25 protein-coding genes and 1 pseudogene are annotated in these 24,340 nt (G+C 55.2%); 6 read left to right on the top strand and 20 right to left on the bottom strand.

What is annotated here, in order from left to right; translation table 11 throughout:
• Positions 1–12: 12 nt before the first annotated feature.
• The 3 genes from RGU44_RS06505 to RGU44_RS06515 form a co-directional block, all read right to left on the bottom strand.
• A complete protein-coding gene (locus RGU44_RS06505; RefSeq protein ID WP_322216267.1) occupies positions 13–1,092 on the bottom strand; it encodes an ArsO family NAD(P)H-dependent flavin-containing monooxygenase in 1,080 nt (359 codons plus the stop codon).
• Between the two features lie 462 nt (positions 1,093–1,554).
• A complete protein-coding gene (locus tag RGU44_RS06510; protein WP_322216270.1) occupies positions 1,555–2,187 on the bottom strand; it encodes a Crp/Fnr family transcriptional regulator in 633 nt (210 codons plus the stop codon).
• Between the two features lie 24 nt (positions 2,188–2,211).
• Positions 2,212–3,374, bottom strand: a protein-coding gene (locus RGU44_RS06515; protein WP_322215723.1) for an IS3 family transposase whose coding sequence is annotated in 2 segments (ribosomal slippage) — positions 2,212–3,119 and positions 3,119–3,374 — 1,164 coding nt in all. Because the reading frame shifts where the segments join, the coding sequence is not laid out codon by codon here.
• A 123-nt stretch (positions 3,375–3,497) separates the two neighbouring features.
• On the opposite strand from RGU44_RS06515, the gene RGU44_RS06520 reads away from it, so the two are divergent.
• Together RGU44_RS06520 and RGU44_RS24955 are read left to right on the top strand one after the other, a co-directional pair.
• Positions 3,498–4,034 carry an aspartate carbamoyltransferase gene (locus RGU44_RS06520; protein ID WP_322216272.1) on the top strand — a complete coding sequence of 179 codons (537 nt, stop codon included), beginning with the start codon at positions 3,498–3,500 and terminating at the stop codon, positions 4,032–4,034.
• A gap of 159 nt (positions 4,035–4,193) precedes the next feature.
• Positions 4,194–4,485, top strand: a pseudogene (locus RGU44_RS24955) (SAM-dependent methyltransferase); the annotation flags it as partial.
• A gap of 45 nt (positions 4,486–4,530) precedes the next feature.
• On the opposite strand, the gene RGU44_RS06525 reads toward RGU44_RS24955, so the two are convergent.
• Positions 4,531–4,992 (bottom strand): isoprenylcysteine carboxylmethyltransferase family protein, encoded by a 462-nt coding sequence (locus tag RGU44_RS06525; RefSeq protein ID WP_322216274.1) that lies wholly within the window; start codon positions 4,990–4,992, stop codon positions 4,531–4,533.
• Positions 4,993–5,542: 550 nt separating this feature from the next.
• Here RGU44_RS06525 and RGU44_RS06530 point away from each other — a divergent pair.
• A complete protein-coding gene (locus RGU44_RS06530) occupies positions 5,543–5,896 on the top strand; it encodes a hypothetical protein (protein WP_322216276.1) in 354 nt (117 codons plus the stop codon).
• A gap of 65 nt (positions 5,897–5,961) precedes the next feature.
• Here the strand turns inward: RGU44_RS06530 and RGU44_RS06535 are convergent, their stop codons facing one another.
• Positions 5,962–6,573: a CGNR zinc finger domain-containing protein gene (locus RGU44_RS06535; protein WP_322216278.1), complete on the bottom strand. Its 612-nt coding sequence runs from the start codon at positions 6,571–6,573 to the stop codon at positions 5,962–5,964.
• 247 nt (positions 6,574–6,820) lie between these two features.
• Here RGU44_RS06535 and RGU44_RS06540 point away from each other — a divergent pair, with 247 nt between their 5' ends.
• Positions 6,821–7,132, top strand: coding sequence for a hypothetical protein (locus tag RGU44_RS06540; protein WP_322216281.1), 312 nt, complete (start codon positions 6,821–6,823; stop codon positions 7,130–7,132).
• A 212-nt stretch (positions 7,133–7,344) separates the two neighbouring features.
• Here RGU44_RS06540 and RGU44_RS06545 read toward each other — a convergent pair whose 3' ends face one another.
• Both RGU44_RS06545 and RGU44_RS06550 read right to left on the bottom strand, forming a co-directional pair.
• Complete coding sequence (locus tag RGU44_RS06545; RefSeq protein ID WP_322216284.1) at positions 7,345–8,322, bottom strand: DMT family transporter; 978 nt, start codon at positions 8,320–8,322, stop codon at positions 7,345–7,347.
• The gene (locus tag RGU44_RS06550; protein ID WP_322178512.1) at positions 8,319–8,891 is read right to left on the bottom strand and encodes a TetR/AcrR family transcriptional regulator; all 573 of its coding nucleotides are present in this window, start codon (positions 8,889–8,891) and stop codon (positions 8,319–8,321) included. Before RGU44_RS06550 ends, RGU44_RS06545 begins: the two co-directional genes overlap by 4 nt.
• Before the next feature lie 246 nt (positions 8,892–9,137).
• Between RGU44_RS06550 and RGU44_RS06555 the strand changes: the two genes are divergently transcribed.
• Together RGU44_RS06555 and RGU44_RS06560 are read left to right on the top strand one after the other, a co-directional pair.
• Positions 9,138–9,917: an SDR family NAD(P)-dependent oxidoreductase gene (locus tag RGU44_RS06555; RefSeq protein WP_322216287.1), complete on the top strand. Its 780-nt coding sequence runs from the start codon at positions 9,138–9,140 to the stop codon at positions 9,915–9,917.
• A gap of 493 nt (positions 9,918–10,410) precedes the next feature.
• Complete coding sequence (locus RGU44_RS06560) at positions 10,411–11,004, top strand: iron transporter (protein WP_322216289.1); 594 nt, start codon at positions 10,411–10,413, stop codon at positions 11,002–11,004.
• A 242-nt stretch (positions 11,005–11,246) separates the two neighbouring features.
• Here RGU44_RS06560 and RGU44_RS06565 read toward each other — a convergent pair whose 3' ends face one another.
• From RGU44_RS06565 to RGU44_RS06625, 13 genes are all read right to left on the bottom strand, one after another.
• Entirely contained in the window at positions 11,247–11,921 is a 675-nt protein-coding gene (locus tag RGU44_RS06565) for a heavy metal response regulator transcription factor (RefSeq protein WP_322216292.1), read from the bottom strand.
• Between the two features lie 150 nt (positions 11,922–12,071).
• Positions 12,072–13,010, bottom strand: coding sequence for a copper homeostasis membrane protein CopD (gene copD / locus RGU44_RS06570; RefSeq protein WP_322216295.1), 939 nt, complete (start codon positions 13,008–13,010; stop codon positions 12,072–12,074).
• A 3-nt stretch (positions 13,011–13,013) separates the two neighbouring features.
• Positions 13,014–13,400, bottom strand: a complete 387-nt coding sequence (gene copC, locus RGU44_RS06575; protein WP_322216298.1) for a copper homeostasis periplasmic binding protein CopC — start codon at positions 13,398–13,400, stop codon at positions 13,014–13,016.
• 78 nt (positions 13,401–13,478) lie between these two features.
• Complete coding sequence (locus RGU44_RS06580) at positions 13,479–14,339, bottom strand: copper resistance protein B (protein ID WP_322217779.1); 861 nt, start codon at positions 14,337–14,339, stop codon at positions 13,479–13,481.
• Positions 14,340–14,402: 63 nt separating this feature from the next.
• A complete protein-coding gene (locus tag RGU44_RS06585) occupies positions 14,403–16,187 on the bottom strand; it encodes a copper resistance system multicopper oxidase (protein WP_322216301.1) in 1,785 nt (594 codons plus the stop codon).
• 241 nt (positions 16,188–16,428) lie between these two features.
• Entirely contained in the window at positions 16,429–16,869 is a 441-nt protein-coding gene (locus RGU44_RS06590; RefSeq protein ID WP_322216304.1) for a DUF411 domain-containing protein, read from the bottom strand.
• A gap of 28 nt (positions 16,870–16,897) precedes the next feature.
• Positions 16,898–17,170, bottom strand: a complete 273-nt coding sequence (locus tag RGU44_RS06595; protein ID WP_322216306.1) for a heavy-metal-associated domain-containing protein — start codon at positions 17,168–17,170, stop codon at positions 16,898–16,900.
• A gap of 114 nt (positions 17,171–17,284) precedes the next feature.
• A complete protein-coding gene (locus tag RGU44_RS06600; RefSeq protein WP_322216309.1) occupies positions 17,285–19,633 on the bottom strand; it encodes a heavy metal translocating P-type ATPase in 2,349 nt (782 codons plus the stop codon).
• 3 nt (positions 19,634–19,636) lie between these two features.
• Positions 19,637–19,888 (bottom strand): DUF2933 domain-containing protein, encoded by a 252-nt coding sequence (locus RGU44_RS06605; protein ID WP_322216312.1) that lies wholly within the window; start codon positions 19,886–19,888, stop codon positions 19,637–19,639.
• Between the two features lie 130 nt (positions 19,889–20,018).
• A complete protein-coding gene (locus RGU44_RS06610; RefSeq protein WP_322216315.1) occupies positions 20,019–20,405 on the bottom strand; it encodes a hypothetical protein in 387 nt (128 codons plus the stop codon).
• Between the two features lie 100 nt (positions 20,406–20,505).
• The gene (locus RGU44_RS06615) at positions 20,506–20,901 is read right to left on the bottom strand and encodes a hypothetical protein (protein WP_322216318.1); all 396 of its coding nucleotides are present in this window, start codon (positions 20,899–20,901) and stop codon (positions 20,506–20,508) included.
• A 282-nt stretch (positions 20,902–21,183) separates the two neighbouring features.
• Complete coding sequence (locus RGU44_RS06620) at positions 21,184–23,235, bottom strand: bifunctional DedA family/phosphatase PAP2 family protein (protein WP_322216321.1); 2,052 nt, start codon at positions 23,233–23,235, stop codon at positions 21,184–21,186.
• Positions 23,236–23,565: 330 nt separating this feature from the next.
• Complete coding sequence (locus tag RGU44_RS06625; RefSeq protein ID WP_322217782.1) at positions 23,566–24,306, bottom strand: hypothetical protein; 741 nt, start codon at positions 24,304–24,306, stop codon at positions 23,566–23,568.
• Positions 24,307–24,340 lie beyond the last annotated feature (34 nt).

A 24,340-nucleotide genomic window follows, 5' to 3' on the forward strand; every position in this document is an offset into this window, starting at 1 on the left:
GGTATAGACGCACTAGGCAACGGACTGCTCGGCGAGAAAGGCTGCGATCTCATTGACTGTGCTGCGTGCTGTGCGTGTTACACCGATCAAGGTGGCAGAAGCCGAACCTGTCCACTCGCCATAGCCGACCAGCCATAGTCTAGGCTCTTGGATCGAGTGAGAGCCTTCGACCTCAACGCGGCCTTCGGTGTTGATCACCCCCAGCGTATCCAGATGCTGAAGTGCTGGCCTGAATCCGGTACACCAAATTACCGCGTCCACTGCAGATTCGGAACCATCGGCCCAAATCACGCCATCGCGAGTGAAATGTTCAAAAGGGCGTACAGACTTGAGAACTTCACGCTCACGGGCTTCTACAACTGGCGGCACCATGACAATGTCTCCCAACCCGCCGACGGGCTGGTCAATGACACGCCCCTCCTGCTGAGCTTTCAAGCGCTGAGTGGCGCGCTCAAATAGTACCCGTCCATCCACTTCGTCAGGCAAAAAGACCGGCTCAGTAGGGGTTACCCAAGTGGTCTCGGCGACCTTGGATACTTCTGCCAAAATCTGCGCTCCTGAATTACCACCACCCACCACCAAAACCTTCTTGCCAGCAAACGCTTGTGCTTCGACATAGTTCGCGGAGTGCAATTGCCGCCCGGCGAATTGCTCGGCATTCGGGTAATGAGGGATGTAGGGATTGCTCCAGGTGCCGGTAGCGCTAATTACAACCTTGGCATCCCAATACCTGTCGTCAGAACGTACTCGTAAGCCAGACTTTATACGTTCCACAGAAACGACCCGAACCGGGCGCTCAACCGGAAATTGGTAGCGCTGCTCATATTGGTTGAGGTAATCGACCACATGATTTCGTGTGGGGTAACCCTCTTGCGCGGGCGGCATCATCCAGCCGGGGATCGAACTCCAAGTGGACGGGGAGAATAAACGCAGCGAGTTCCAGCCATGCCGCCAGGCACCACCGGGCTCTTCCTCCGCATCGAGGATGACGAATGAAAGTTGAGCTCGGCGTAGGAAATACGCTACTGCCAAGGCTGACTGCCCCCCGCCGATAATGACTACGTCTAGCTGGTCACTCAGTGAATGAGTCATGTGGGGGAAACCTTAGATCGGTGCTGGGCGTTAGTAAGTTTATCGACTCAGCTTTGACTCTTACTGATCTAGCGCATATTGAGAGGGAATTGACTGTCACCGTTTCAATGCTTCGAGTGGCTCCTTTGGCTGATTTTGTTGAAAAACTTGTCGATGGTCTCGACTACAAAAAAAGCTCGCACGAGATGAAATCTGAACTTGGTATAGAAGAAAGCCAGCTCAAATTTCACGTAGCAACGCGTAAAGTAGACGTTTTTCAAGCTCAGTGCAGGTTGAGCCAAGCCGCTCGGACTTTTTCAACAGAATTGAGCCATAGCTGCCAGGTGTCACTTTCTTTTTTTGATAGTTCGGAAAAATTGGATTTGGGCCGGGTAGTGCTTCTGCGGTCACACGATCAATGCCAGTCGCGTAGACATAGCATGCACTGCCTCGTTTTCCGTGTCCTCAATTGGTCTCCGTAGGTCAGGGTTTGATAGTCAAATGATTGCCTTCGACTTTAAGACAACCATCGTTCTGCATGCGCCTCAAAGCCCTGTATAGAGCTTCGTGAGTCAAGCCCAGATCTTTTGCCCAAGACTTGCGCGACTGACTGAGCGTCACGGCGCCATCGCTGCCTTCGGATTCAATGTAATGGGTGATACGGTCAGTTGCGCTATGCAGGCATAGCCTTTCGCATTGAGCGCGTAGCTTTTGGATTTCCTTGGAAAGTTCTGATTGCCAGGCTTTGCGAAATGCAGGCACATCCTCCAAGGCCTCGCGAAACGCTACGACCGGAAACAACAGCAAGGTGGTGGATTCGGTAGCTATAGCGTCACAGTGGTAGGCGCGGCTGTCGAGACTGGCTTCCGCAATGAAGCCTCCACGTGAGTGTTGCAAGACCACTTCGAGGCCATTGCGGCCTAGCCGAACCAGGCGCGCTTCGCCCGAGATCACAAGATAAACATGACGAATCGGATCTCCAATCAGAAAGAGTGTCTCGCGAGTATCGGTATCCACCCGCCTGGCCGACACACGCAGTGTCTCTGGGATGAGGGCCGCTGATGGTTGGGCGGCGATCAAAGCCGGCCAGTCCAATGCGTCATTTACATTCTTCATATGATTAGGATCATACTGTAGTGGTCAACTAATCCCGGACACGACGTTAAGTTTTTCCTCGGCCTGAGCTGGCGCCAGCCCACCGTTGAACTGATGCGGCCGAATCCAGTTGTACCGATACATCAAAAAATGGCTGATATCGCGCTGTGCTTCCTGCGCAGTTCTATAGCCTAAGGTCGGTATCCATTCAGTTTTCAAACTCCGGAACACCCGCTCCATCGGCGCATTGTCCCAGCAATTTCCCCGGCGACTCATGCTCTGACGTATGCGGTATCGCCACAACCGCTGGCGAAATAAGCGGCTTGCATATTGCGACCCTTGGTCGGTGTGGAACAGCAGATCCGAAGGCCTGCCACGCTGCTCGTAGGCCATATCCAGGGCCCGGATCACGAGTTCGGCGTCCGGCTTTTCCGACAGTGCCCAGCCCACTATCCGGCGCGTGCAGAGATCCAGAACGACAGCCAAGTAGTGCCACTTTCCTTGTGCCCAAATATAGGTGATGTCACCGCACCAGACCTGATTAGGAGCTGGCACATCAAACTCACGGTTCAAGGTATTCGGGATATCGAGTCTTTCTACTGTCGCTCGTTTATAGGCATGTGAGCCGGGTTGTTTACTGACTAAATCAAGCTCGCGCATCAAACTGCGCACTTTGAATCGACCGAGTTGCTCACCATCTTCACGCATCAGTGACAGGATGCTGCGACTGCCCGCAGCGCTGCGACTTTGCGAGAACAGCTCACTGACCCGGCTACGCAACCGAAGCCGTTCAACATCGGGAGTGCGGCGCCGCAGGCGCTGGGCGTAGTAGCACGAGCGGGTGACTTCAAACACCTTACACAGCCAATCAACCGGCTCATGGGCACTCAACTGATCAATCAGCGCAAACGCTCGTGATCTTCCGACATCAAGAGCGCGGTAGCCTTTTTTAGTATGGATTTTTCTCGCTCAAGCCGAGCGATCCGGGCTTCCAGTTCCTGAATTTTCTGCTGCTCTGGGGTCAGCGCCTTGCTCTGCGGAGTGACGCCTTGGTGCTCTTTCTGAACCTGGTCAACCCAGCGGCGCAGCGCTGACTCACCAATGCCGAGTGAGCGGCTGGCTTCGATGTAGCTGTAGTTTTGCTTGAGCACGAGGTCAGCAGCCTCGCGTTTGAATTCAGCAGTAAAGGAGCGGCGTTGTTTGGTCATCTGACACCTCGATCTGGCGAGCATTCTCGCCTAAATGGGTGTCCGGTTTCATTAGACCACTACATACCCATGGAAGGTCGTCACATCATAAGATTGATGTAACGTCAATTTCGGAGAAAAATCATGCGCATAATCGCTATTACTTTGGGCGTTATTTTTTCTTTCGCCGGAAGCGCTGATGCCCAAACTATGGATCACTCTAAAATGAACCATACCGCTCATATGACGGCGATGGCCGACGCGCAGCGGAAATCAGAAGTATCCCAACGCGGCGAAGAGGTAATGCCATTTAGCCTAGCAGCAACGACCCACATCTTTACGAAAAACGCCGAAGGCGGGATGCAGCAAGTTGTGGCCAAGAAATCCACTGACGCCGACCAAGTGAAGTTAATTCGCCAGCACCTGCAAGAGATCCGCAAGCAGTTTCTGGATGGCGACTTCTCAGGCCCTTCCCGAGTCCATGGTGACGACATGCCAGGCCTCGCCGATCTAAAAAACGCCAAACCAGGACAAATCTCCATCGTTTACCAGGATGTTGAAGGCGGTGCAGAGCTGATCTACAAAACGTCGGATGCCAGCTTGGTGACGGCATTGCACAAGTGGTTTGACGCCCAACTCTCCGACCATGGTAAGGATGCTATGGAAGGACATTCCAAGTAGACGAGAAAGCCCTACGGAATTTAAAAGACCGTCAAAGCACGACACTCAGCAGCCATCCGGCTACACCACCGACCACGACCAACCATGGCGGTTGCTTCCAAAACATCAGAGCGACTAGGCACTAATATCCTCGACGCCGAGTTAGGTTTTAACACCTAAGACTTGTGGTACGACAGGGCGGTATTCCATTTTCTAACCAGCGCACAAGAGCGCCGAGCTTACGTCCGGGCGGTACTTCAGGCGGTCAAGCCAGGCGGTCTGGTTATAGTGGCAACTTTCGCGGAGGACGGGCACAGCAAATGCAGCGGGTTACCGGTTATGCGTTACGACGCAAAGGAGCTTCACGCGGAGTTTGGTGAGCCGGTTGTACTGCTTGGACATGAAAAGGAGTCGCACCATACGCCTGGTGGCACAGAAGTTCGTTTACTGTTTTTACCGCAAGCTAGCCTGATGACCATGCGGTTTGGATGATCGTTTTATGATGAGGAAGATGGTCTCATAGCCAGCGGCGAACCTTCGCTTGATAGGCCAAAAAGTCAGCTCCAAACAAGGCGGTCAACGCACGCTCCTCGGGGGTGATCTGGAACCGGTTCATGTACAAGATAAATCCCAGTACCCCGAGCAACAAAAGCGGCGATGCAAGATAAAAGGCCCAGGCAGTGAGAAACATAGCAAAGCCGACGTACATCGGGTTGCGTGAATATCGATAGATCCCTGTGCTTACGAGCGCTGATGCTGTTTCAGGCTTCAACGGATTGACAGTTGTCTTCGCTCGCCGAAAAGACACCGCTCCTGAAAGATCAAAGAAGCCTCCCGTACAGAACACGAGCAAGGCCAACATCACTCGCATCGAATGTGCCACGTCGATGCTTGGAAGATAGGCTGAACCACACCACATCAGCACCCCAAATAGGACTGCAACAATGGGCGGAGGAATCTTGTTTTCCAATGTACTCATAGAAACCACCTTAAATTAGCAGGAGTAAGCTGAGCATACAGGTTACGACCTAGAGACGAGCAAGGCAGCAAATGTGGCCTTGATTTATTCGGGGGCTTAAGCGTTGGGGTCAGGAAGGGGTGTTGCCCGGACGGTTACTGTAATCGCATCCAAGGCATCAGATTAGATGGCTATTTAGATGTCAAATGCGACAATATGCATGCCATATACGACAATATGAGCTCGCCCCCCTTAATAAAAAACTTTTGAGACGGAGTTCTTATATTTGAGACCAAAGAAAAAGCGAGGTAAGCAGTCGCTCCGTTTTCTTGAGCGATACCACCGATTCTGTCTTCGCTTTTTGTCTTTGATTCTGCTTCGCCTCTGACGATTTTCAGCGCGGATACGGTGTTGGAAACACCCGTAGGACACAGGGAAGTCGCGCATTCTGTCGCCAGACCGCTGCTTCTCACTTTGGCTTCAAAAAGCGAGCTCTTAAAGTTTAAAAAATCTGTCGCCTAGCACAGCGCCAATCATTGGGATTGGTACGTCTGAAATTTGAGGTGGCAGCGTGGATTATTCACTTGAAGCAAAAATTTGGTCGTTGGCGCAGGCGGTCTATTCAGATGAGGATTTTGCTGAACTGATCATCGACGTGGCCAAGATATACAAGCGGCGACCTGGGTATTTTGACGTGGAGCGAATATATGCATCGACTATCGGGGCTCAAGGCGTCTTAGCGCTACGCACCGCCCTTGAGCAGCCCGTGGAGCAAGTATACGGTTTCGCCGCGTCGAGCGTTGTGCTTGTGAGAGCTCCCTTACGCCAACATCTTTACGAGCAGTTACAGCGAAGACTGATCGAGTCTGGATACTCTTGCGACGCGGTGCTGGAGGATCGGATGGCGCGGGACTTAGGGCTTTGAGAAAGTGGAGCGGGGGGCATTTACGTATTCGCATCAGGCGCGTTTGATCGTTGTGCATTCGTAGATCACTCGGCTGTCGCTTTCACCTGGTAATGCCGCTGCGCTTTTGCTCTGTTCCCGCACGTAGCCATGGAGCACCATCGTCTCCGATGATTCTTGGACGTATCGATAAACAGCCAAGTACACCCCTCACACTGCTTGATTTTTGCAACCAAATCGCTGGCAAGCAGCTCATGCAGCCCCAGGGCGAGTCTCTGTGGGATGGTCGTTAATCCGTTTGAAACGGCTACCCAATGGGCAATGCCGATGTCGTTGCGTTTTAGCGAGGCGCTGGAGATGGCATATTGAATCGATACCTCAATAATTCTCCAGTCTTCGGGCGATGGTTCATGTTTTTGAGAGACTGCTGAAAAAACTTGGTAAACGGTCTCCCGCCATTGCACTAGATCGATCAAGGCTTGCTTCGCTTGGAACGGTGCGTTCGCGGCAATTAAAGAGATCGCTTGAGCCTCGGCCGAGTCAATTATCGCTGCTGCTAGACTCCACTCCACTACTGAGGCGTAGCTTGTCAGGCGATTGTGATTCCCCGTTCTCCCGCAAAAATCCACGGTATTGAGAAAATCGAGAAGACGATCACCCGCAACAAACGCTGTTTTAGACCACGTGTAAGAAAACATATGTCATCTCATTGTTGTGGAGCTGATTGCCATCCCTGGACGCGAGCTAGTGCTCACAAGGTCTCTACGCAACGGCGTCAACACTCAGTGCCGCCTCGCTGGTTTTCTACGAACACTACAAGCAGGCGGGGCCTCGAAGCGTGTCACGGCTCCAGACGGATCGCAACGATTGCCCTCAGGGGCATTGCGTCAATCTCCGCTCGTGTCTATAAAGCTGCACCTAACTCCCCTCAAAAAAGGCATCGTAATGAGTACAGGACTGACTGAGCAAGAAATGCGAAACGCTTTGGGGCTTGAGATCAAGGTAGAGGCTGCGCCAGAGGAGCCAGAGCAAACGCCGGTCTCGACGGCTGTGGCACCACAGAGGCCTAAAAAACGAGCTTCCACTGGGCTTCGCGTTACTCTTCGGGTGACACGTGAGTTTGAAGGCGAAGAGAGTCTCTTCGTTCACGATGCAAATACATTGAGTCGTTTCGACGCCGAGCAGCTAGCCCGAAAAGCAGCGACCAAAGAGAAGTATAGATTTTTCGAGTTGGTCTCCATTGGTGCTATCGAGTAAATACCCGGCAAAGGCATTTGGTTGATTTTGCCGAGAGGCTGTTAGGCAGTTTGCGCATTCTGAAATAGGGGGATACGGCGCCCTTATCGCATAAATGGCCTTTTCCTGCGTGACCGTCCGCCCAACACACCTTCCCGGCCTCAACACTTAGGGCAATGATGCCAAATCAATCCAAAGCGGACACCTGAAATGCCCATACCTGCAAAGTCGCATTAGTTTTGGCTAAGGTCAGTTATCCCACCATGCGTCTCTAAGCGTGTTTGCCTGCGATAAAAGGCGTGAATTGCCCACACCACCCCTACGAATAGCAACCCTGTCCCAAGCGCTTCCATAGGAGAGGGCCCGCGTTGGTTGATGAGCAGGCCCATCGTAGTTGCATAAATGGTTTCGCTGGCGATCAATTGCCCGCTTAGAGCCAGAGGTAGACGCCGAGTTGCGATTGACCATGCCCAGGCACCTGCAAGGGTGGCCCCTAACCCCTGAATTAACCCACAGACTATTAGCGCCTGAGTACCTGCTAACCCGCTCGGATGGCTAGCGAAGTGGGACAGTTTCAAGTACAGCCCAACTGGGATGAAGGCCAGCATTTCGACGCTGCACATGAAGATCAGCATGGCTGACCACAACATGGGAGATATGCTTGGGCGTTGAGCCAAAGCACTTTCATTTAACAATCCAAAACCAGTCCAAAATCCAATTGCCATTAACGATGCGAGCAGCCCAAGCAGTATCGAACCGGTCGGGAGCACCACCGTTGCGCTGCTAAAATCAAACACGCTCAGGTTGACCAAACTTATGCCCAATGCCGCCACCAACAGTGGCCCGGCAATGGCGCGCCAGGGCACGCTGGAGCTTCGCATGTTGCCGGCAATCGCGAGCACGATCGGTACTGACCCCATCATCACCGGAGGGATCACCGGCCCAGCTGCCAAGACCGCAGTGGTAATCAGAAAGAAGTAACCGATGTATCCCAAGAAGCCCAGCAGTGCGGCGCAGGCCCAGTCACTCAGTCGCAATTGCCGCACTTCGCTACGGTAAACAAACAGCACTAGCAGGCTACCTAAACCGGCAAAGGCATAGCTCACCACAGCCAGATCAAAAAGGCTGAAATCGCCGACCAGCCCCGGAAAGATGTAGAGCAGCGACCAGGAAAAAGTGGCGGCAATGGCCGCTAATAAGCCTAGGGTCATACGCTCTGCTCCTGCTGGCCCTGCTTCCGGATCCAGCAATGAGCTACGTGCCGGGCAGTGTCGAATACCCGCACGTCCTGGCCCATGGCGCCGCTGACAAAACTGCCCTCCAGCAAGATAAACAGCCCCTCAGCAACTACGTCAGGGTCGCTTATACCGGCGCTCATGGCCAATGCAGTAAGATTTTCGCGTATCCCTTGCTTATGCCTGCTCACTGCCAAATGCACAGGGTGGCTAAACTGGGGAAATTCAGCCGCGCTGTTGACGAACAGGCACCCGCGCCCGCTATCTTGCAAAAGAAAGCGTTGATACAAATCGAAAAACGCGAGCATGCCACTGACCGGGTCAGGATGCCCTGCCAAGGTGCGCGCTACCTCTTCACGCCAGCGTCGGTCACGCTCCTCAAGGCAAGCGACTATCAGCGCATCCTTGGAGGGGAAATGGCTGTATAGCGTCATCTTGGTAACACCCGCCATCGCGGCGATGGCCATCACACCAGTAATGTATATACCTTGTGACAGAAACAGCTTCAGCGCTGAGTCAATCAAGCGCTCACGGGTATTGTCCAATTTAAGGCACTCCGGCATAAGGGACGGAGTTGACTATACTGACCGGTAAGATTTGGGTGCGTCCAATTACGACCTGAATCATGGCCGCTACGACACAGACCGCAGCATGCCAACGCAGCAGTAAATCTTAGGATTTGGCCAATCAGGAAGTTCGCTACCCGGCCTGATCACAAATTCCCGAATCACCCGCATTCATCGGCTTTTTTGCTATCGTGCATTAAATTTGTGATCACAAAGAGATATGAAATGGCGATTTCAATGTGGCAAGGTCAAGTCGCTCTGGTCAGCGGTGCGGGCAGTGAAAGTGGTATTGGTCTGGCGATCGCCCGACGTTTGGGCCGCGAAGGCGCGCGTGTATTGATCACTGCCAGCAGTGCGCGGATCCAGCAACGTGTCGCCGAGTTGCAGGCTGAGGGTATAGACGCTCGGGCGATGACAGCCGACTTGACTGACGAATTGCAGGTCAAGGAGCTGACCGATTGGGCTCATGAGCAGTTCGGCCATATCGACATTTTGGTCAATAACGCCGGTATGGCTATGGTCGGCAGCCCGGAACCCTTCGTCGAAGTGGCGGACATGGATTTGGCGACTTGGAATCTATCTCTGGCGCGCAACCTGACCAGCGCTTTTCTGCTGACTCGTGCGGTTTTGCCTGGGATGAAGACACGCGGTTACGGACGCATCGTCCACATCAGTTCAACGACCGGTACACGCGGCAGCAATCCAGGTGAGTCGGCTTACAGTGCGGCCAAAGCAGCGATGCTGGGGATGAATATGAGCTTGGCGCTGGAAGTCGGTAAACGGGGCATCACCGTCAACAGCGTTGCACCAGGCTGGATTGATACGGGGGCATTGACCGAGGAAGAATACCGTGCCGGTACCTACACTCCGATCGGCCGCGCCGGTCGTCCAGAAGAGGTTGCAGCTGCAGTGGCGTTTCTGGCGTCTCCAGAAGCCAGCTATATCACCGGTGAAGTGCTGGTGGTGGATGGCGGTAATTGTCTGATCGAAAACAAGGCGCCCTGAGCAATGGGCCCTTGACGACCTTTTTCAACATGTTGGGTCGAAACATGCCCTGTGTGGCCGACGGAAATTGGCCGAGGCTGTGAAAAAGCGTTTTAGAGCAGGTTTGGCGGCCAGGATCGGGACAAAAAACGCGTTTCTGCGCAAAATTTTGGTCTGCTGACTAGCTACGCGCTGACAGCTTTTACGTAGCAACGACGTCTTCAAGAAGGTACCCGCGCTTTTACACACACACAGCCTGGGCCAGAAGTCGGCAATCGAAAGCCTATGCGAGAGCAGAGTTGATTTGCTGTGTGAAATATTACATTTCTGACAGCTAGCCGGCGGTAGGTAGTCTATGGGCTAGAGTGAAGAACCAACGTAGCTATTCAAAGGGCTTACAGATGCGCTTAGCCATTGACGCTATTTCAAACGTGATTGGTGGAAACGACAGTGAGATCTAATTGGCGTTGGAAATTGCATCCGCGATAGCTTCACTCAGCCAGGAGCACTTGAAATGACAAACACCCAAAAGTTGCTGTTCGCTTTAGGATCCGCAATCGCACTGCCAGTTGCCACATGCCTTGCACAAGCGGCAGAGCCGCAGATCAAGACGCTCACCTCACCGAAAGATCCAACGGAAAGCGCAGTTCTAATAGGTAGAGTCATCAACGACGGGCTGACAATCCAGTTGGAGCTTGAGGGCGCCGAAGCTATGTGGATGCAGATGGGAACACCTGCTCAGTGGAGTGAGCATGTTCCCGCAAAGAACGAGCGGTATCATATCGAGATCAAGGTGACGGACAATGCAACCAAGACGCGACTCCCGTACTCCACGGTTACCTTCGCTGCGACGAACAAAGCCAATGGAAAGAGCGTAGAAACGGTTCTACCACCAATGTGGGGCGGCAGTGGTTTGCATTACTCTGAAAACAGTCCCTTGGCTGGTGATGGTGTTTACGCCGCCACGGTCACTGTTGGTGTTCCAACGTTCGCTCGTGAAATGAAGGACAAAGACCTGTGGTCGAAACCGGTAAACGCCCACTTTCACTTCAAATTGAAGGACGGTGTGCTTGTCGAGGTATCAGAACCCGTCTCGGCAGCAAACTAGCGGAGCCCATTTTGCCGAAGGAGGGGGCAGACAAACTGTCAGCAGGCACATGAATGCCAGTAAAATGATTCAGCGGTCAGCGAGGTTAAAAACTTGATTAAGGTTAACTGACATCGTCAGGGCGTGAAGCAGCAGTCGTGCCGGGCAGAAACGGTCAAAAGCTACCGCTCAAACCTGTCGAAGAAAACGGAGGTGGCTCACACTCCTCTGACAGGCCCTCACCGACAAATGAGTCATTTGATCTACGATACGTCGATGACATAACCCATGCCGCGTGAGGTGTGAATCAATTTGGATTCAAAACGGTCATCAATTTTCGCTCGCAGTCTACGCACGGCAACTTCGATGACATTGGTGCCACTCTCAAGGTGGATATTCCAAACCTGTGATGCAATGAGTGATTTCGGAAAAACTTCACCACGGTGCTGTAGCATAAATTCCAATAACGAAAACTCTTTCGCCGTTAGGTCAATCCGTTTCCCTCCTCGAAACGCCTGATGCTTTAGTAGGTCAAGCTCAAGATCTCCGATTTTTAGATGGGTCTGACTGGAAGGAGGGGTTGCTCTGCGCAGCAAGGTTCGGACTCTAGCAAGCAGTTCGGAGAACGCAAAAGGCTTGACCATGTAGTCATCAGCACCCAGCTCCAACCCTTTAACTCGGTCTTCTACACCATCCCGAGCTGAGAGGAGCAACACTGGCATACTTACGCCTGCGGCCCGGATCTTTGTCAGGACGTCCCAACCGTTGAGACCAGGCATCATCACATCCAGGATGAGTAGATCGTAGGATCTGTCCAGAACGTGTTGAAGAGCGTCGATCCCGGTTATGACACGGTCAACACTGAAGCCGGCCTCAGTGAGGCCTTTCTGCAGGTAAATTCCGGTCTTTGGTTCATCTTCAGCTACCAAGAGTTTCATGTTGGCAGGTTCCACGATTTGTATTGCAGCAGTTTGCGGCCAAAACCGATGCCCCAATACAAGCTGATGTAATTTCTACGGCCGACTCAGCGGGGGCGCACTGGCTCAACTTACAAACTTGCAAAGCACTGCCCGCATTCGCTTTACAGTCTACTCAGCTGACATCTCCATCTCTGGGCTGAGGGTGCCTAGCCAGGCAACCAGGCCCATAATGATCACCGCGACCGACAACTCTAGGATCATGCTACGTCGTAAGGCATTAATGGCGACGTTAGGAGTGCCTGTCTGAATGGATCGCTCAAGCAGTGGACTCAGGTGAAAACGGTTCACCGCTGCAAATACCAGCATCCCCGCAAACAAGAAGACCTTCAAAGACAGCAGTGCTCCGTAAGTGCTGGTTGTCAACGTCTCCAATACCGGGCCAACAACCAGCAGATAGTTGACTACTCCGGTGATAGCCAGGGTTGCGACCATGAGCGCCCCCGCTGATTCGAAACCAGTCAGCATTCGAGCCAACAACCGGATCTGCAGATCTCCCGTAAGGTTGTTTGAGCGCAATAAAAGCGCGAACGCGGCGAGAGCACCCAACCAGCTGCCTGCAGCCAGAAGATGAACAATATCGCTTGTGAAATGCAGGTAGCGACGAGAGCCTTCATCCATAGCGCCATGTCCTGTCCAGGCCAGCGTCGCCAGGGCGATGGCCCCACACACTGTGACCAACCGGAGGCTCAATGCCGGGGCCCGTTGATTGAGGGTCGCTGCAATGACCGCCACCGTCAACGAGGCTATTCGAACCATCCAGGTCAACCCGACGTCAGTGTCCATCAGCATCATCTGCAGAATGTGGTGGTGAAGTTCCATGACGCTGGACATACCACTCATCGTCTTGGCCATGTGCAGCATGGCCGCCATCGACAGCAGTATGCCGATAACGGCAGTTCCCACCAGCAACGACCCAAAGTTCAATACGGTACCGCCCGTGCGCTCCTTTCCTTTGAGGCTGTACAGGCCGAACAGTGCCAGCCCGAAGAGCAGCATCAAGTCGATATAGAGCGCGAAGCGAAGGCTAATGTAGATTGAGTCGTCCATGGATCATTTGACTTTAAAGGTCACGGCGCCTGTGATCGGGTGGGTATCGGAAGACACAGCCCGCCACTCAACTTTGTATGTGCCTGGTGTGAGCGGTACAGCCGGGGTGATGACCATCATTTTCGGATCGGCGCTGCCCGCGACGCTGGTTTTGACGCCCATAGGGGAGTGGGCAGACATGCCGGGCATCTCAGTCATGATCAGTTTCGCGCCAGAAAACTGGGTGGTGAGCTTTTCCGAAAAAATCAGTTCGATTTTTGCCGGTGGCGCCACTGTGGCGCCCTCGGCTGGGGTAGAGGACAGCAGCTTTGGATGCGCCTGGACAACAGCGCTCAACAACAAACCGGCGCTGAGTGCTGCGACAACGCTGAGGGTTTTAAGAGATGACATGCAAGGCTCCTGACGGCCTGAGCCGTGGATGATGGGGTTATTGTTTGAATGGATTTGGGGTGTACGTATCGGTCAGGTTTAGAACCACATCCGCAAACCGACAACAAAACGGGTATCACTACGGTTTTCGCCTTCTTCAAGGACGTAATCTGCGGTTTTGCCATACGAGCGATTCCAGGTCACGCCGATATAAGGTGCGAGCTCGCGGCGTATTTCATAACGCAATCTCAGACCGACCTCGGTGTCCGACAGCCCGGAGCCGGTGGCCCGTTGAGGGTCGTTTTTGCCATAGAGGTTCATTTCAGCGGTGGGCTGCAATATCAAACGGTTGGTCAGCAAAATATCGTAGTCGCCCTTGAGCCGTAGCGCAGTCTGGCCAGCCTCGCCCAGGTAGGCGGTGGCCTGCGTTTCGAAGTCGTAAAGCGCCATGCCTTGCAGCCCCAGCGCCGCCCAAGTCTGGGGGGCGCCGGGTTTGAAATCTTGCCGCACGCCGCTTACAACATCCCACCAAGGGCTAACCGCATGTCCCCAAAGAGCCTGGAGTTCAGCGCGCTCAGTGACGCCGTTGGTTCGCTCGCCCTCAGAGCGCAGCCAGAGACGATCCGTGTCGCCGCCAATCCAGCCATTGGCTTCCCAACGCAGTGCGCTGCCCTTGTCGGCGTCTTGCCATTCGAGCTGATCGATCAGGAAGAACGAGTTGATCGAGCGCTCGCGCATCTGGTGGCCAGCATGGCTTTCAAACACTGCTGCGCGATCCGCGTCGGTGAGTACTGGGATCGGTGTACGGCTTTGCTGGGGCGCAGTGGGTTTCATGCCCTGCATTTCGCCGTCATCCATGCCCTGCATCTGGGAATGATCCATACCCTGCATCTGGCTGCCGTCCATGCCTTGCATCGGCTCGGTCTGCCCATAGGCAAGCGCAAGCGGCATGATACCCATCCCTAGGATGGCCAAGCCCGCGAGTACCGGTTTAGCGGATTTTTCGAAGTTCATGTCTGGCTCCTACTCTTGCACACGGACTTCGCGGAACATGCCCATTTCCATGTGGTACATCAAATGGCAGTGGTACGCCCATCGCCCCAAGGCATCGGCGGTCACGCGGTAACTGCGTTTGGTTCCTGGCGGCATGTCGATGGTGTGTTTACGCACCATGAAATCACCGTTTTCGTCCTCCAGATCACTCCACATGCCATGCAGGTGAATGGGGTGCATCATCATTGTGTCGTTCACTAGAACCACTCGAATACGCTCTCCATACTTGAGGCGAAGCGGCTCGGCATCCGCGAACTTGACGCCGTCAAAAGACCACGAGAACTTTTCCATGTGTCCGGTCAGATGCAGGGTGATGGTGCGGCTCGGTTCTCGGCCATCGGGATCCTGAAAGGTGCTCTTCAGGTCTGAGTAGGTCAGTACCCTTCGACCATTGTTTCTCAGTCCCATGCCGGGATCGTTAAGTTTCGGCGTGGGGCTCATCGTTTGCATATCAACCAGTGGATTATTGGTTTCGGAGGTCGGGTGAGGCTCCATGGCTCCCATGCCGCTCATGCCCTGCATCGAGTGGCCAGACATGTCTGCGGTATCTGATATCTGGCTGTGATCCATGCCCTCCATGCCTTGCATCGAATTCTGGGTCATGCCATTCATATCGCCGTGATCCATGCCGGCCATATCACCCATGCCCATGTCGCTCATCGTGATCAACGGACGTGGATCTAGGGGCGGTATAGGGGCTGAAAGCCCTTCATGTACGGCCAATGTTCCTCTCGCGAAACCTGTGCGATCTATCGACTGGGCGAACAAGGTGTACGCGTTTTCGGTAGGTTCGACGATCACATCAAAGGTTTCAGCCACGGCGATGCGGAACTCATCAACGCTGACCGGTTTCACGTACTGCCCGTCTGCTGCGACGACAGTCATCTTCAGGCCTGGAATGCGCACGTCAAAGTAGCTCATCGCCGAGCCATTGATGAACCTCAGGCGCAGCCGTTCGCCAGGCCGGAAAATGCCCGTCCAGTTGCTGTCGGGAGCCTGCCCGTTGAGCAAGTAGGTGTAGGTGGCGCCGCTAACGTCGGCAAGATCCGTGGGGTTCATCTTCATTTCAGCCCACATTTTCCGATCCGCGACGGTGGCAGACCAACCGTTCTTACTGACATCATCAATGAAGTCGCCGACGGTGCGTTTGTGCAGGTTGTAGTAACTGGATTGCTTCTTGAGTTTTTTCATGACCCGCTCGGGGTCTTCATCAGTCCAGTCGGACAGCATCACCACATAGTCGCGGTCGTAGCTGAAGGGGGCGGGGTCTTTGGCATCAATGACAATCGGCCCGTATACACCGACCTGCTCCTGAAAACCGGAGTGACTGTGATACCAGTACGTGCCGTTCTGTTTGACCTTGAACGAGTAAACGTACAAGCCGCCGGGTTCGATGCCGTGAAAGCTCAGGCCCGGCACACCGTCCATATTCACCGGCAGAATGATGCCGTGCCAATGGATCGAGGTGTTTTCTTTCAGCCGGTTCCTGACCCGCAACGTCACCGTATCACCTTCGCGCCAGCGCAATAGCGGGCCGGGGAGGCTGCCGTTAATGGTCATGGCGGTGTTGGGCGTCCCCGTGAAGTTCACCCCCATCTCACCGATGGATAGGTCGAAATCGGTGCCAGCAAGAACATTGGGCTGTCCGGGACTCGTAATCGCCCACACTGGGCTGCGCCACAGCCCGAAGCCGGCGAGAATTCCACCTGCCGCCAAGGCTTTCACGAACGTGCGTCTTGATGTTCTGGAATGCATCGAAGGTATCCAACTGTCAGAATCCGGGCAGGTGAATGCGCTGCCATAGGGCGGCTTGGACGTGCCTCAAGAGTACGTTGCCAACCGCCAATTGCTGAGCAAGATGCCATAGGCCAGCGTTGCGAGTGATTACATTTCCGTCAGGTTGGCAAAAAGGCAACCTAGCTTGCGCGGCGATTGAACAGCGTTTGTTATTTGGCAGCTCCGACGGGCGCCATGTGTTCCGCCCCAAGGGGTATCGTCAATTGCCGGGGTAATCCGCGATCACCCGATCAGTGCCGCTGTCAGTCAGACCTATCACCTGATACGGCTGTCTGGTCGAGTCATACTCCATGCCGGGCGAACCCGATACCATACCGGGCACCGCGACCCCAACGAGGTCGGGCTGATTCTTCAGATCGAGGATCTGTGCCACTGGCACATGCCCTTCGACGAACTTTCCGCCAATCATCGCGGTATGACACGAGGCCAGGCGCGGAGCCACGCCGAGGCGCTGTTTGACTTCGCTCATGTTGGGTTCGACATGGTCGTGCACGCTAAAGCCATTGGCTTCAAGGTACTTGATCCACTCCTCGCAGCAGCCACAGTTAGGGTCGCGGTAGACGTCGATGACGTCAGCAGCTTGTGCTGCTCCGGTCATGAGTAGGGTCGCGAGCGCAGCGATGCGCAGTCTGGTATTCATAGGCATTCTCCTGTTCAAAAAAGAGCGATTACCGGCAGCAGCAACCACCGCCGTTCCCGCCACAACCTGAGGTTTTTTTACTGGCTACGCTTTCGGCTGTCGCCAGTTGTGCCGGATAGCCAGCGTCCTGCAGGGCTGCGAGCAGCGCATGGCTGTCCGAATCGCCGCTGACCTTCACCCGTCCGGATTGTAGATCCACTGCCACGTCACTGACGCCTTCAAGTGGGCGCAGCGCTTCGGTGACATGTTTGACGCATGAACCACAGCTCATGCCCTGGACTTGCAGTTCAACGGTTTTCATTGGTGACTCCTCACAACAGAATTGATTATGGAAAGACTGATGCATGAGGCTTTTCTGTGGCCTTGGCTTATCCTCAACCTTACTGCTATGGCAAGGTCAAGCGGCCCTTGTCACTCAATCAATCGACACCTGGCGCAGGCGCAAAGCGTTGAATACCACCGACGCCGAGCTCACGCTCATGGCCAGTGCCGCTATCAGTGGCGACAGAAGGTGACCGGTAAGCGGGTAGAACAAACCGGCGGCCAGCGGGATGCCCATGGCGTTGTAAAGGAAGGCGAAGGTCAGGTTCTGGTGCATGTTTCTCACCGTTGCTACTGACAGGCTACGAGCACGCAGGATGCCGAGCAGATCACCCTTGGCCAGGGTGACCTGCGCGCTGTTCATCGCGACGTCAGTGCCAGTGCCCATCGCGATACCGACGTCGGCGCGAGCCAGTGCGGGGGCATCGTTAATGCCGTCGCCGGCCATCGCCACGCGGTGTCCTGCGTGTTGCAGAGCCGCGACCAGTCGTTCTTTGTCTTGCGGTTTGACCTCTCCATGCACCTCCTCGATACCTAGCTGGCGAGCTACCGAACGCGCAGTGGTAAGGCCGTCTCCAGTGGCCATGATGACCTTGACGCCGTCCGCCTGCAGACGCTCGACTGCCAGCTTCGTGGTGGGTTTGATGGGGTCGGCAACGGCCAGTAAACCCGCCAGGGCGCCATTGACTGCCAGGTAAATGATGCTCGCGCCGTCGCCGCGCAGCGTCTCGGCCTGTGCCTGCAAACTCTCGGTGGAGACGCCGGCCTCCTGCATCAGTGCGGTATTGCCCAATGTCAGGCGGCGACCCTCGACCTGACCGCTGACACCAATGCCGGAGGCTGACTCAAAGGTTTCAGGCGGGCTCAGGGTCAGGCCTGCAGCGCGTGCCTGTTCGACGATAGCGTGGGCCAACGGATGCTCGCTGCCCTGATCGAGGCTCGCGGCCAGGCGCAGCACTTCATTCTGAGTAAATCCAGGTACAGCCTCGACGCTATGGAACGCTGGCCGCCCCTCAGTGAGAGTGCCCGTCTTGTCGACAATCAAGGTGTCGATCTTGCGCAGGTTCTCGATGGCGGCGGCATCGCGAAACAAGACGCCGCTGCCAGCGGCCTTGCCGGTGGCAACCATGACCGACATCGGCGTCGCCAGGCCCAGGGCACAGGGGCAGGCGATGATCATTACCGCTACAGCGTTGATCAGGCCGAACACCCAGCTTGGCTCGGGCCCCCATAGCCCCCAGCCGAGTAGAGTCAGCGCGGCAATGCTAATCACCACGATCACGAAGTAGCCGGCAATCACGTCTGCCAGACGTTGCATCGGTGCTTTTGAGCGTTGTGCCTGCACAACCATCTGCACGATCTGTGCGAGCAGGGTGGCCGACCCGATCTTTTGTGCCAGCATCACCAGGCTGCCGTGGGTGTTGAGGGTCGCGCCGATCAACGCGTCGCCAGACCTTTTCATGATCGGTATCGGCTCACCGGTGAGCATGGACTCATCCACAGCGCTTTCGCCTTGCAGCACTTGGCCGTCGACAGGCACTTTTTCGCCCGGTCGCACACGTAATGTGTCACCGCTGTGTACGTGTGTCAGGGGGATGTCTTCTTCCGTGCCGTCGGCATTGATCCTTCGAGCAGTTTTGGGGGCCAGCCCAAGCAGCGACTTGATGGCGGCCGAGGTTTGCGAGCGAGCCTTGAGCTCGAGCATCTGGCCGAGCAGGGTCAGTGAGATGATCACCGCCGCCGCCTCGAAGTACACGCCGATGCGGCCGTCCATCATGAAGGTGCTGGGGAATGCGCCGGGGGCCAGGGTGGCGACGAGGCTGTAAAGGAAGGCCGCTGCCGTGCCAAGGCCGATCAGTGTCCACATATTCGGACTGCGCTGAATCACCGAACGCACGCCGCGAACATAAAACGGCCAGCCAGCCCACAGCACGACGGGTGTGGCCAGTCCCAGCTCAAGCCAGTTTTGTGTGGGACTGTGGAACAGCACCAAGGCATGGCCACCCATGGCCAGTACGGTGACGATCACTGTCAGTGGCAATGTCCACCAGAAGCGTCGGGTGAAGTTTTTGAGTTCGGGGTTCTCTTCTTCTTCGAGTTCGGGAATCACCGGCTCCAGGGTCATGCCGCACTTGGGGCAGGTGCCGGGGCCGATCTGGCGGATCTCCGGATGCATGGGGCACGTGTATTCAGTGGTCGCTGCTAGCGGTGCAGTTGACGCCTGTTCGATTTTAGGTGCAGATGCTTGATAGCGCCTGGGCTCGGCCTTGAACGTTGCTTGGCATTTCTGGCTGCAGAACCGGTAGGTTTGCCCCTCATATTGCGTGCTGAACTGGCTGTCGTTACTGACGGCCATGCCACACACCGGGTCATGCGAGCCTGCGGGGGAAGGCTCTGGCTGCTGTAGTGGGGTGTTCCCTTGGCGAAGCTCGGGGTTGCGCATGAGCTAATTCCTGTTCGCGTCCTTGGTTGAGTCTGCAGTTTCTCCGTGATGGCTGTGACCACCGTGGTGGTGCCCGAACACATGCATCAGTGGGCACAACAGCAAAATCATGTAAGGCAGCAGGCCCAACATATGACCGTAGTGTTCTCTGGCCAGATAGAACAGGGCGATCACCAGCAGCATGCCCAACGCTACGCCGGTTTTGCTCCTCCAAAATGTTGGAGGAGTATTAGCTGAGTGCGGTGAACTCATCATGGTCTTGAACTCCTGAGGGAGTGGTATTCCTTGGGACGTCTTGTCTTACAGGTTCGATGCACGACGGTTTCATCCTTGCCACGTTGGCCAAGGTGAAACCGCCGTTGCATTTACAGCGCTATTCTCGGGATCACTTGTTCATGGGCATCGCCATCATGCTCGACTGCTGATCCATCATTTTCATCATCATGTTCATCATGCCCATGCCGTCTTTGTTGCCGGACATGCCATTGCCATTACAGTTTTTCTGCATCATGCCCATGCTGTCTTTCATCGTTTTCATGTTCTCCTGCATGGCGGCCTGTCGTTCGGCAGGGGTTTTGGCGGCCGCCGCTTTGTCGTGTGCCGCCTGCATTTTTTGCATTTGCTCGGTCATGGCTTTGTTCTGCATGGGCATTTCGCTTGTTTGAGCTGACGTGGTCGACGACGGCTCTGGCTGTGGTTCATCGGCGGCCGAGACCATGAGCGGGCTACTGACGAGCAGGGCAGCGAGAATCAGTTTCAATGACATATGCATGGCAATCTCCAAAGGGTGAGGGCAACACAGGTAATATAAAGCCGCGCCAGAGTGGCGCAGCCAAGAAGTGCGGCCGGAATTCGGCGCGCAGAAGGTCGGTCTAAATGTTGAAGCGGACGAAAATCAGGCGAGCGGGCGGTCTGGCGGGCGCAGGGTGCCGCAATGCAAGAAAGGCAAAAGCAGAGGGGGTGGCGGGGTAAAAAATCAGCAACGCAGGGATCAGTAACAGGAACGTCCAAATGGACAGGTCAGACAGTTGAAGAGGCGATGAGGGACTCACGGCAATCGCCGCATCGGCGCAGTGTTGGATACAGCCAAGGGTGTGGGCGTCGTGGCTATCGTCATCTTGCGCGGTGTTGAGCGAGGCATGGGTTGTCGCGGGAGTGTGGCTCGGCTGTGTCAGGCATCCCTGTGTCGCGGCCATACCAAACGCTAACACCCACAGCACGATGGCGAGGCGTATGAACGCTGGTTGGTGGTGGCGAAACCAGAACATACAGCGTCTCCAGCACTGATTGACGGGTGTTGATCTTTTAAAAATATCAGCACCTCAAGGCGCCGCGATTGATCCACATCAACGTATGCAACCGGATGTCGGTTCTTGTGCTGTGGCCAAATCGTAAGGTCAACGTCGACCTTTCGAATTTTTACCCCTCTTTGCCGTTCCTTGCTATCAGTTTTTTGGGCGCAACTCTTTCATCGTCCATGTGTATTAAGGGGGCATTGAGTGCAAAGTGGTCACAGTGACGTTATCCAGACAATTAATAGTTCGTCGCGATCAATCGGACATAGATTTCTGTGTCTTACCGTGACGAGCTAACAGGACTTGGCCATCCCAATCCATATCTGCCGTTCCTTCGATTCGAGATAGCTGCCGCGCATCGTCAAAAGTGGTAGCTAGCGTGCTGCGTGGTGCATTCACATCGGGCTGTGTCGACGTCAACGTGACGAGGGATAGGGGATGATAAAAACGCTCCTCGACAACCGAGCCCATCCACAGCGGTGAAGTACGCCCGTTCGTGAGCTCGAAATCGACGACCCACACTCGTAGTACGAGGCGCGAGCTGGTAAGTGCACCACCACTATTCGGTCGAACGAGCGTCAGACTGGGGAGGCGACCACTGGCGAAAAGTGGGATTACCGGAAGAACTGCCGAGTCGGTCTGGACGGAAAGCCAATTCAGGGCATTCAGCGGTGTCCAGTCCGCCGAGTTGCGCCACCCGTTGCGCTGCAGGATATCTTGCAAGTCCTTCATGTCACCGGCCCACTGGAACGTCAGGGGCTCATTTGTCTCGCCAGTGAGATCAATACGCCGCACCGGCAGTTGCTGCCAATCCGACGCCCACCAATCGCTGGCGGCCATGGACGGAGTTCTTACCTTGACAGCATATCGGTCGCTGTCGGTCGCATGGCTACGATAAATATTGAGTCCTCCGGCGAGAATCAGTGCCGAACATCCGGCGGCGAGTAAGCCCTTTGGCTCAATGCGTCCGGCTTGGCGCCCCAGGTAGGACAGACCGAGCAGCGCCAGCCACGCGGATCCAAATGCCAGCCCCCCGAGCACGTCGGAAAGCCAATGTGCACCGAGGTAGAGGCGCGAGAATGCAATCAGAAATATCAGGGTTGCTGCGCCGAGAGCGACCACGAGGCGCCATGCCGGGCGGATCTCACGCGCGATGAGAAAAGCGAGGAACCCGTAGAGCACGACATTGACCGTGCTGTGACCGCTGGGGAAGGAAAACGCGCTCCACCCTGAGTAGAGAAGCTCACCGGGTCGAGTTCGATGCAGCGCAACTTTTATGACAGTGTTAAGAACCGAAGCACCCGTAATCGCAACCAGCCAATAGGCAGCTGTACGCCAGGCACGTTTCCACATTAGCCACAGCAAGATAACAATCGTGACCGCCATCACGACCTTGGTGTCGCCGAGTTCTGTAATAGCGATCATCACCGCATCGCCTGGCGCTGTACGAAGATCCTGAAGCGCGCGGTATATTGCGCTGTCTGCGAGCAGCAAGGGGTCACCGGTGACTACATCTTCAAGGATGCCAAGGAAGAGCCATGCTGCACCGACGAGAAGTACAGCCGACAATGCGAGAGTCCGTGCTTCGGGCCGCGAAGGATCAAGTAAATGGGTGAGGCTGCGGCTCAGCCGGGTGTCGTGAGTACCCGCCCAGCGCTGTAGCCGCCCGAGTACGTCAATGAAGTAAGGGACGCCGCGCCGCAACGTCAAACGCACGATATGTAGGAGCGCCCAGCCCGTTGCAAGTAGAACGACCAGCAGGATCGAGAGCGGCTTTGCGGTCGCACCGAGAATGCTGAACGTTGCGCCGAGGAGCACACCTGACAAGATATGCGACGGAGCCCACGCGAGCGCCGAGACAACGTTGACGGCATAGAACCGACTGACCGCCATTCCCAGAATGCCTGCAAAGAGCGGAATAAAGGCGCGGACGCCCGGTATGAAGCGCGCGAGAAACACACTTTTGGCGCCGTGACGCTTGAAAAAGTCCTCGCTGCGCTGAATCAGTTCAGGGTGGCGGTTAAATGGCCAGAAACCCAGAATCTCGCGGTGGTATCGATGCCCTAGCCAGAACGACAGACCATCACCAGCGACGGCACCTAAAGTGGCGGCGACCAGCAACGGCCAGAGCAATAACACGCCACTCGGCACCAAGGCGCTGAGCGCGAGGATCACGGCGGTGCCGGGAACGACAGCCCCGAGAATCGGGATTGACTCGGAAAGTGCCAGAAGAAACACCGCCAGATAGGCAACATGCGGATTCACCGTGAGGAACTCGATGATCGATGAGACCAGGGACGTCATCATTCGTGGGCTGCCTATAAAGTACCGGTGATGAAGCAATCATCGTGCGTACCCTCCCGATAGGTCGCAGAACCATTATGAAGCCGGTGCAACGGCAGCGGGAAATTCCTCGGTGAGTTTTTCAAAGCCCTCAATTGGTTTCAGAGTAAGTGTCGTGCCGAGCATTTTTCATTTTAGATCAAGCCCATCTCAATGGGAGTACGACCATACAACGTAGTCATCAGTTACGATGAATACTGTACGCGGAAAATGTAAATGCAAGATAGGATGTCGGGCTCACACAAAACGCTGCCAAACGCCAACTCGACGGTATCGCACTGCTCCACAAGCCGTTTAGCCGTACATTTCTTCAGCGCTGCGGGCCTTGGCGGCGAAGGACACCAGCACTACCAATACGCCGGCCAGTACTAACGATGAACCAACGGTGCCAAAATCCAGACCGCCTTTTTCGTGAGACTTGGTCAGGAAGTCGCCGAGTGTCGCGCCGAAAGGTCGGGTCAGGACAAAGGCCAACCAGAAGAGCAGCACGGTGGAAATCCGCGTGTAGAACTTGGCCAGCACCACTGCTGCAATCGCCGACCCGATCAGCAGTGCGCCGCCAGCAAAGCCCAGGCCGGAGTCATCCGCCAGGTAATCGCCTAACGCTGTGCCCAGCGTGTTGGAAATCAGAATGGCCGCCCAATAGAACAGCTCACCCTTAGTGGTGTGAATGTTGTTCACCGACAGGGTTTTTTCGCTCAAGCGCCAGACGGCAAAAATCGCGATTAACAGGCTGATCAGAATCAGCGAGCCGGACGCATAACCTAGGCCCAGGGTGCGATCCATAAAGTCCGACATGGTGGTGCCTGCGGTACTGGTGGAGAGAATAACGATCCAGTACAACACAGGATTATAACTTTTCGAAAACAGCTGCAAGCCAAGTGTAATCAGGAAGGCGCTTATTAGGATCAGTGAGCTGATCGCATACCCCACATTCAGAGTCATCGACAGTAAATCGCCGGCGGTCTCGCCGAGGGTGGTGGCGCAGATTTTCATCACCCAGAACGTCAAGGTTATTTCCGGCAGCTTGTTCAGACTGATAGGGGTGCTCATAGGGGGTGTGCTCCTG

The sequence above is a fragment of the Pseudomonas sp. 5C2 genome (genome assembly GCF_034314155.1).
Lineage (GTDB): Bacteria > Pseudomonadota > Gammaproteobacteria > Pseudomonadales > Pseudomonadaceae > Aquipseudomonas.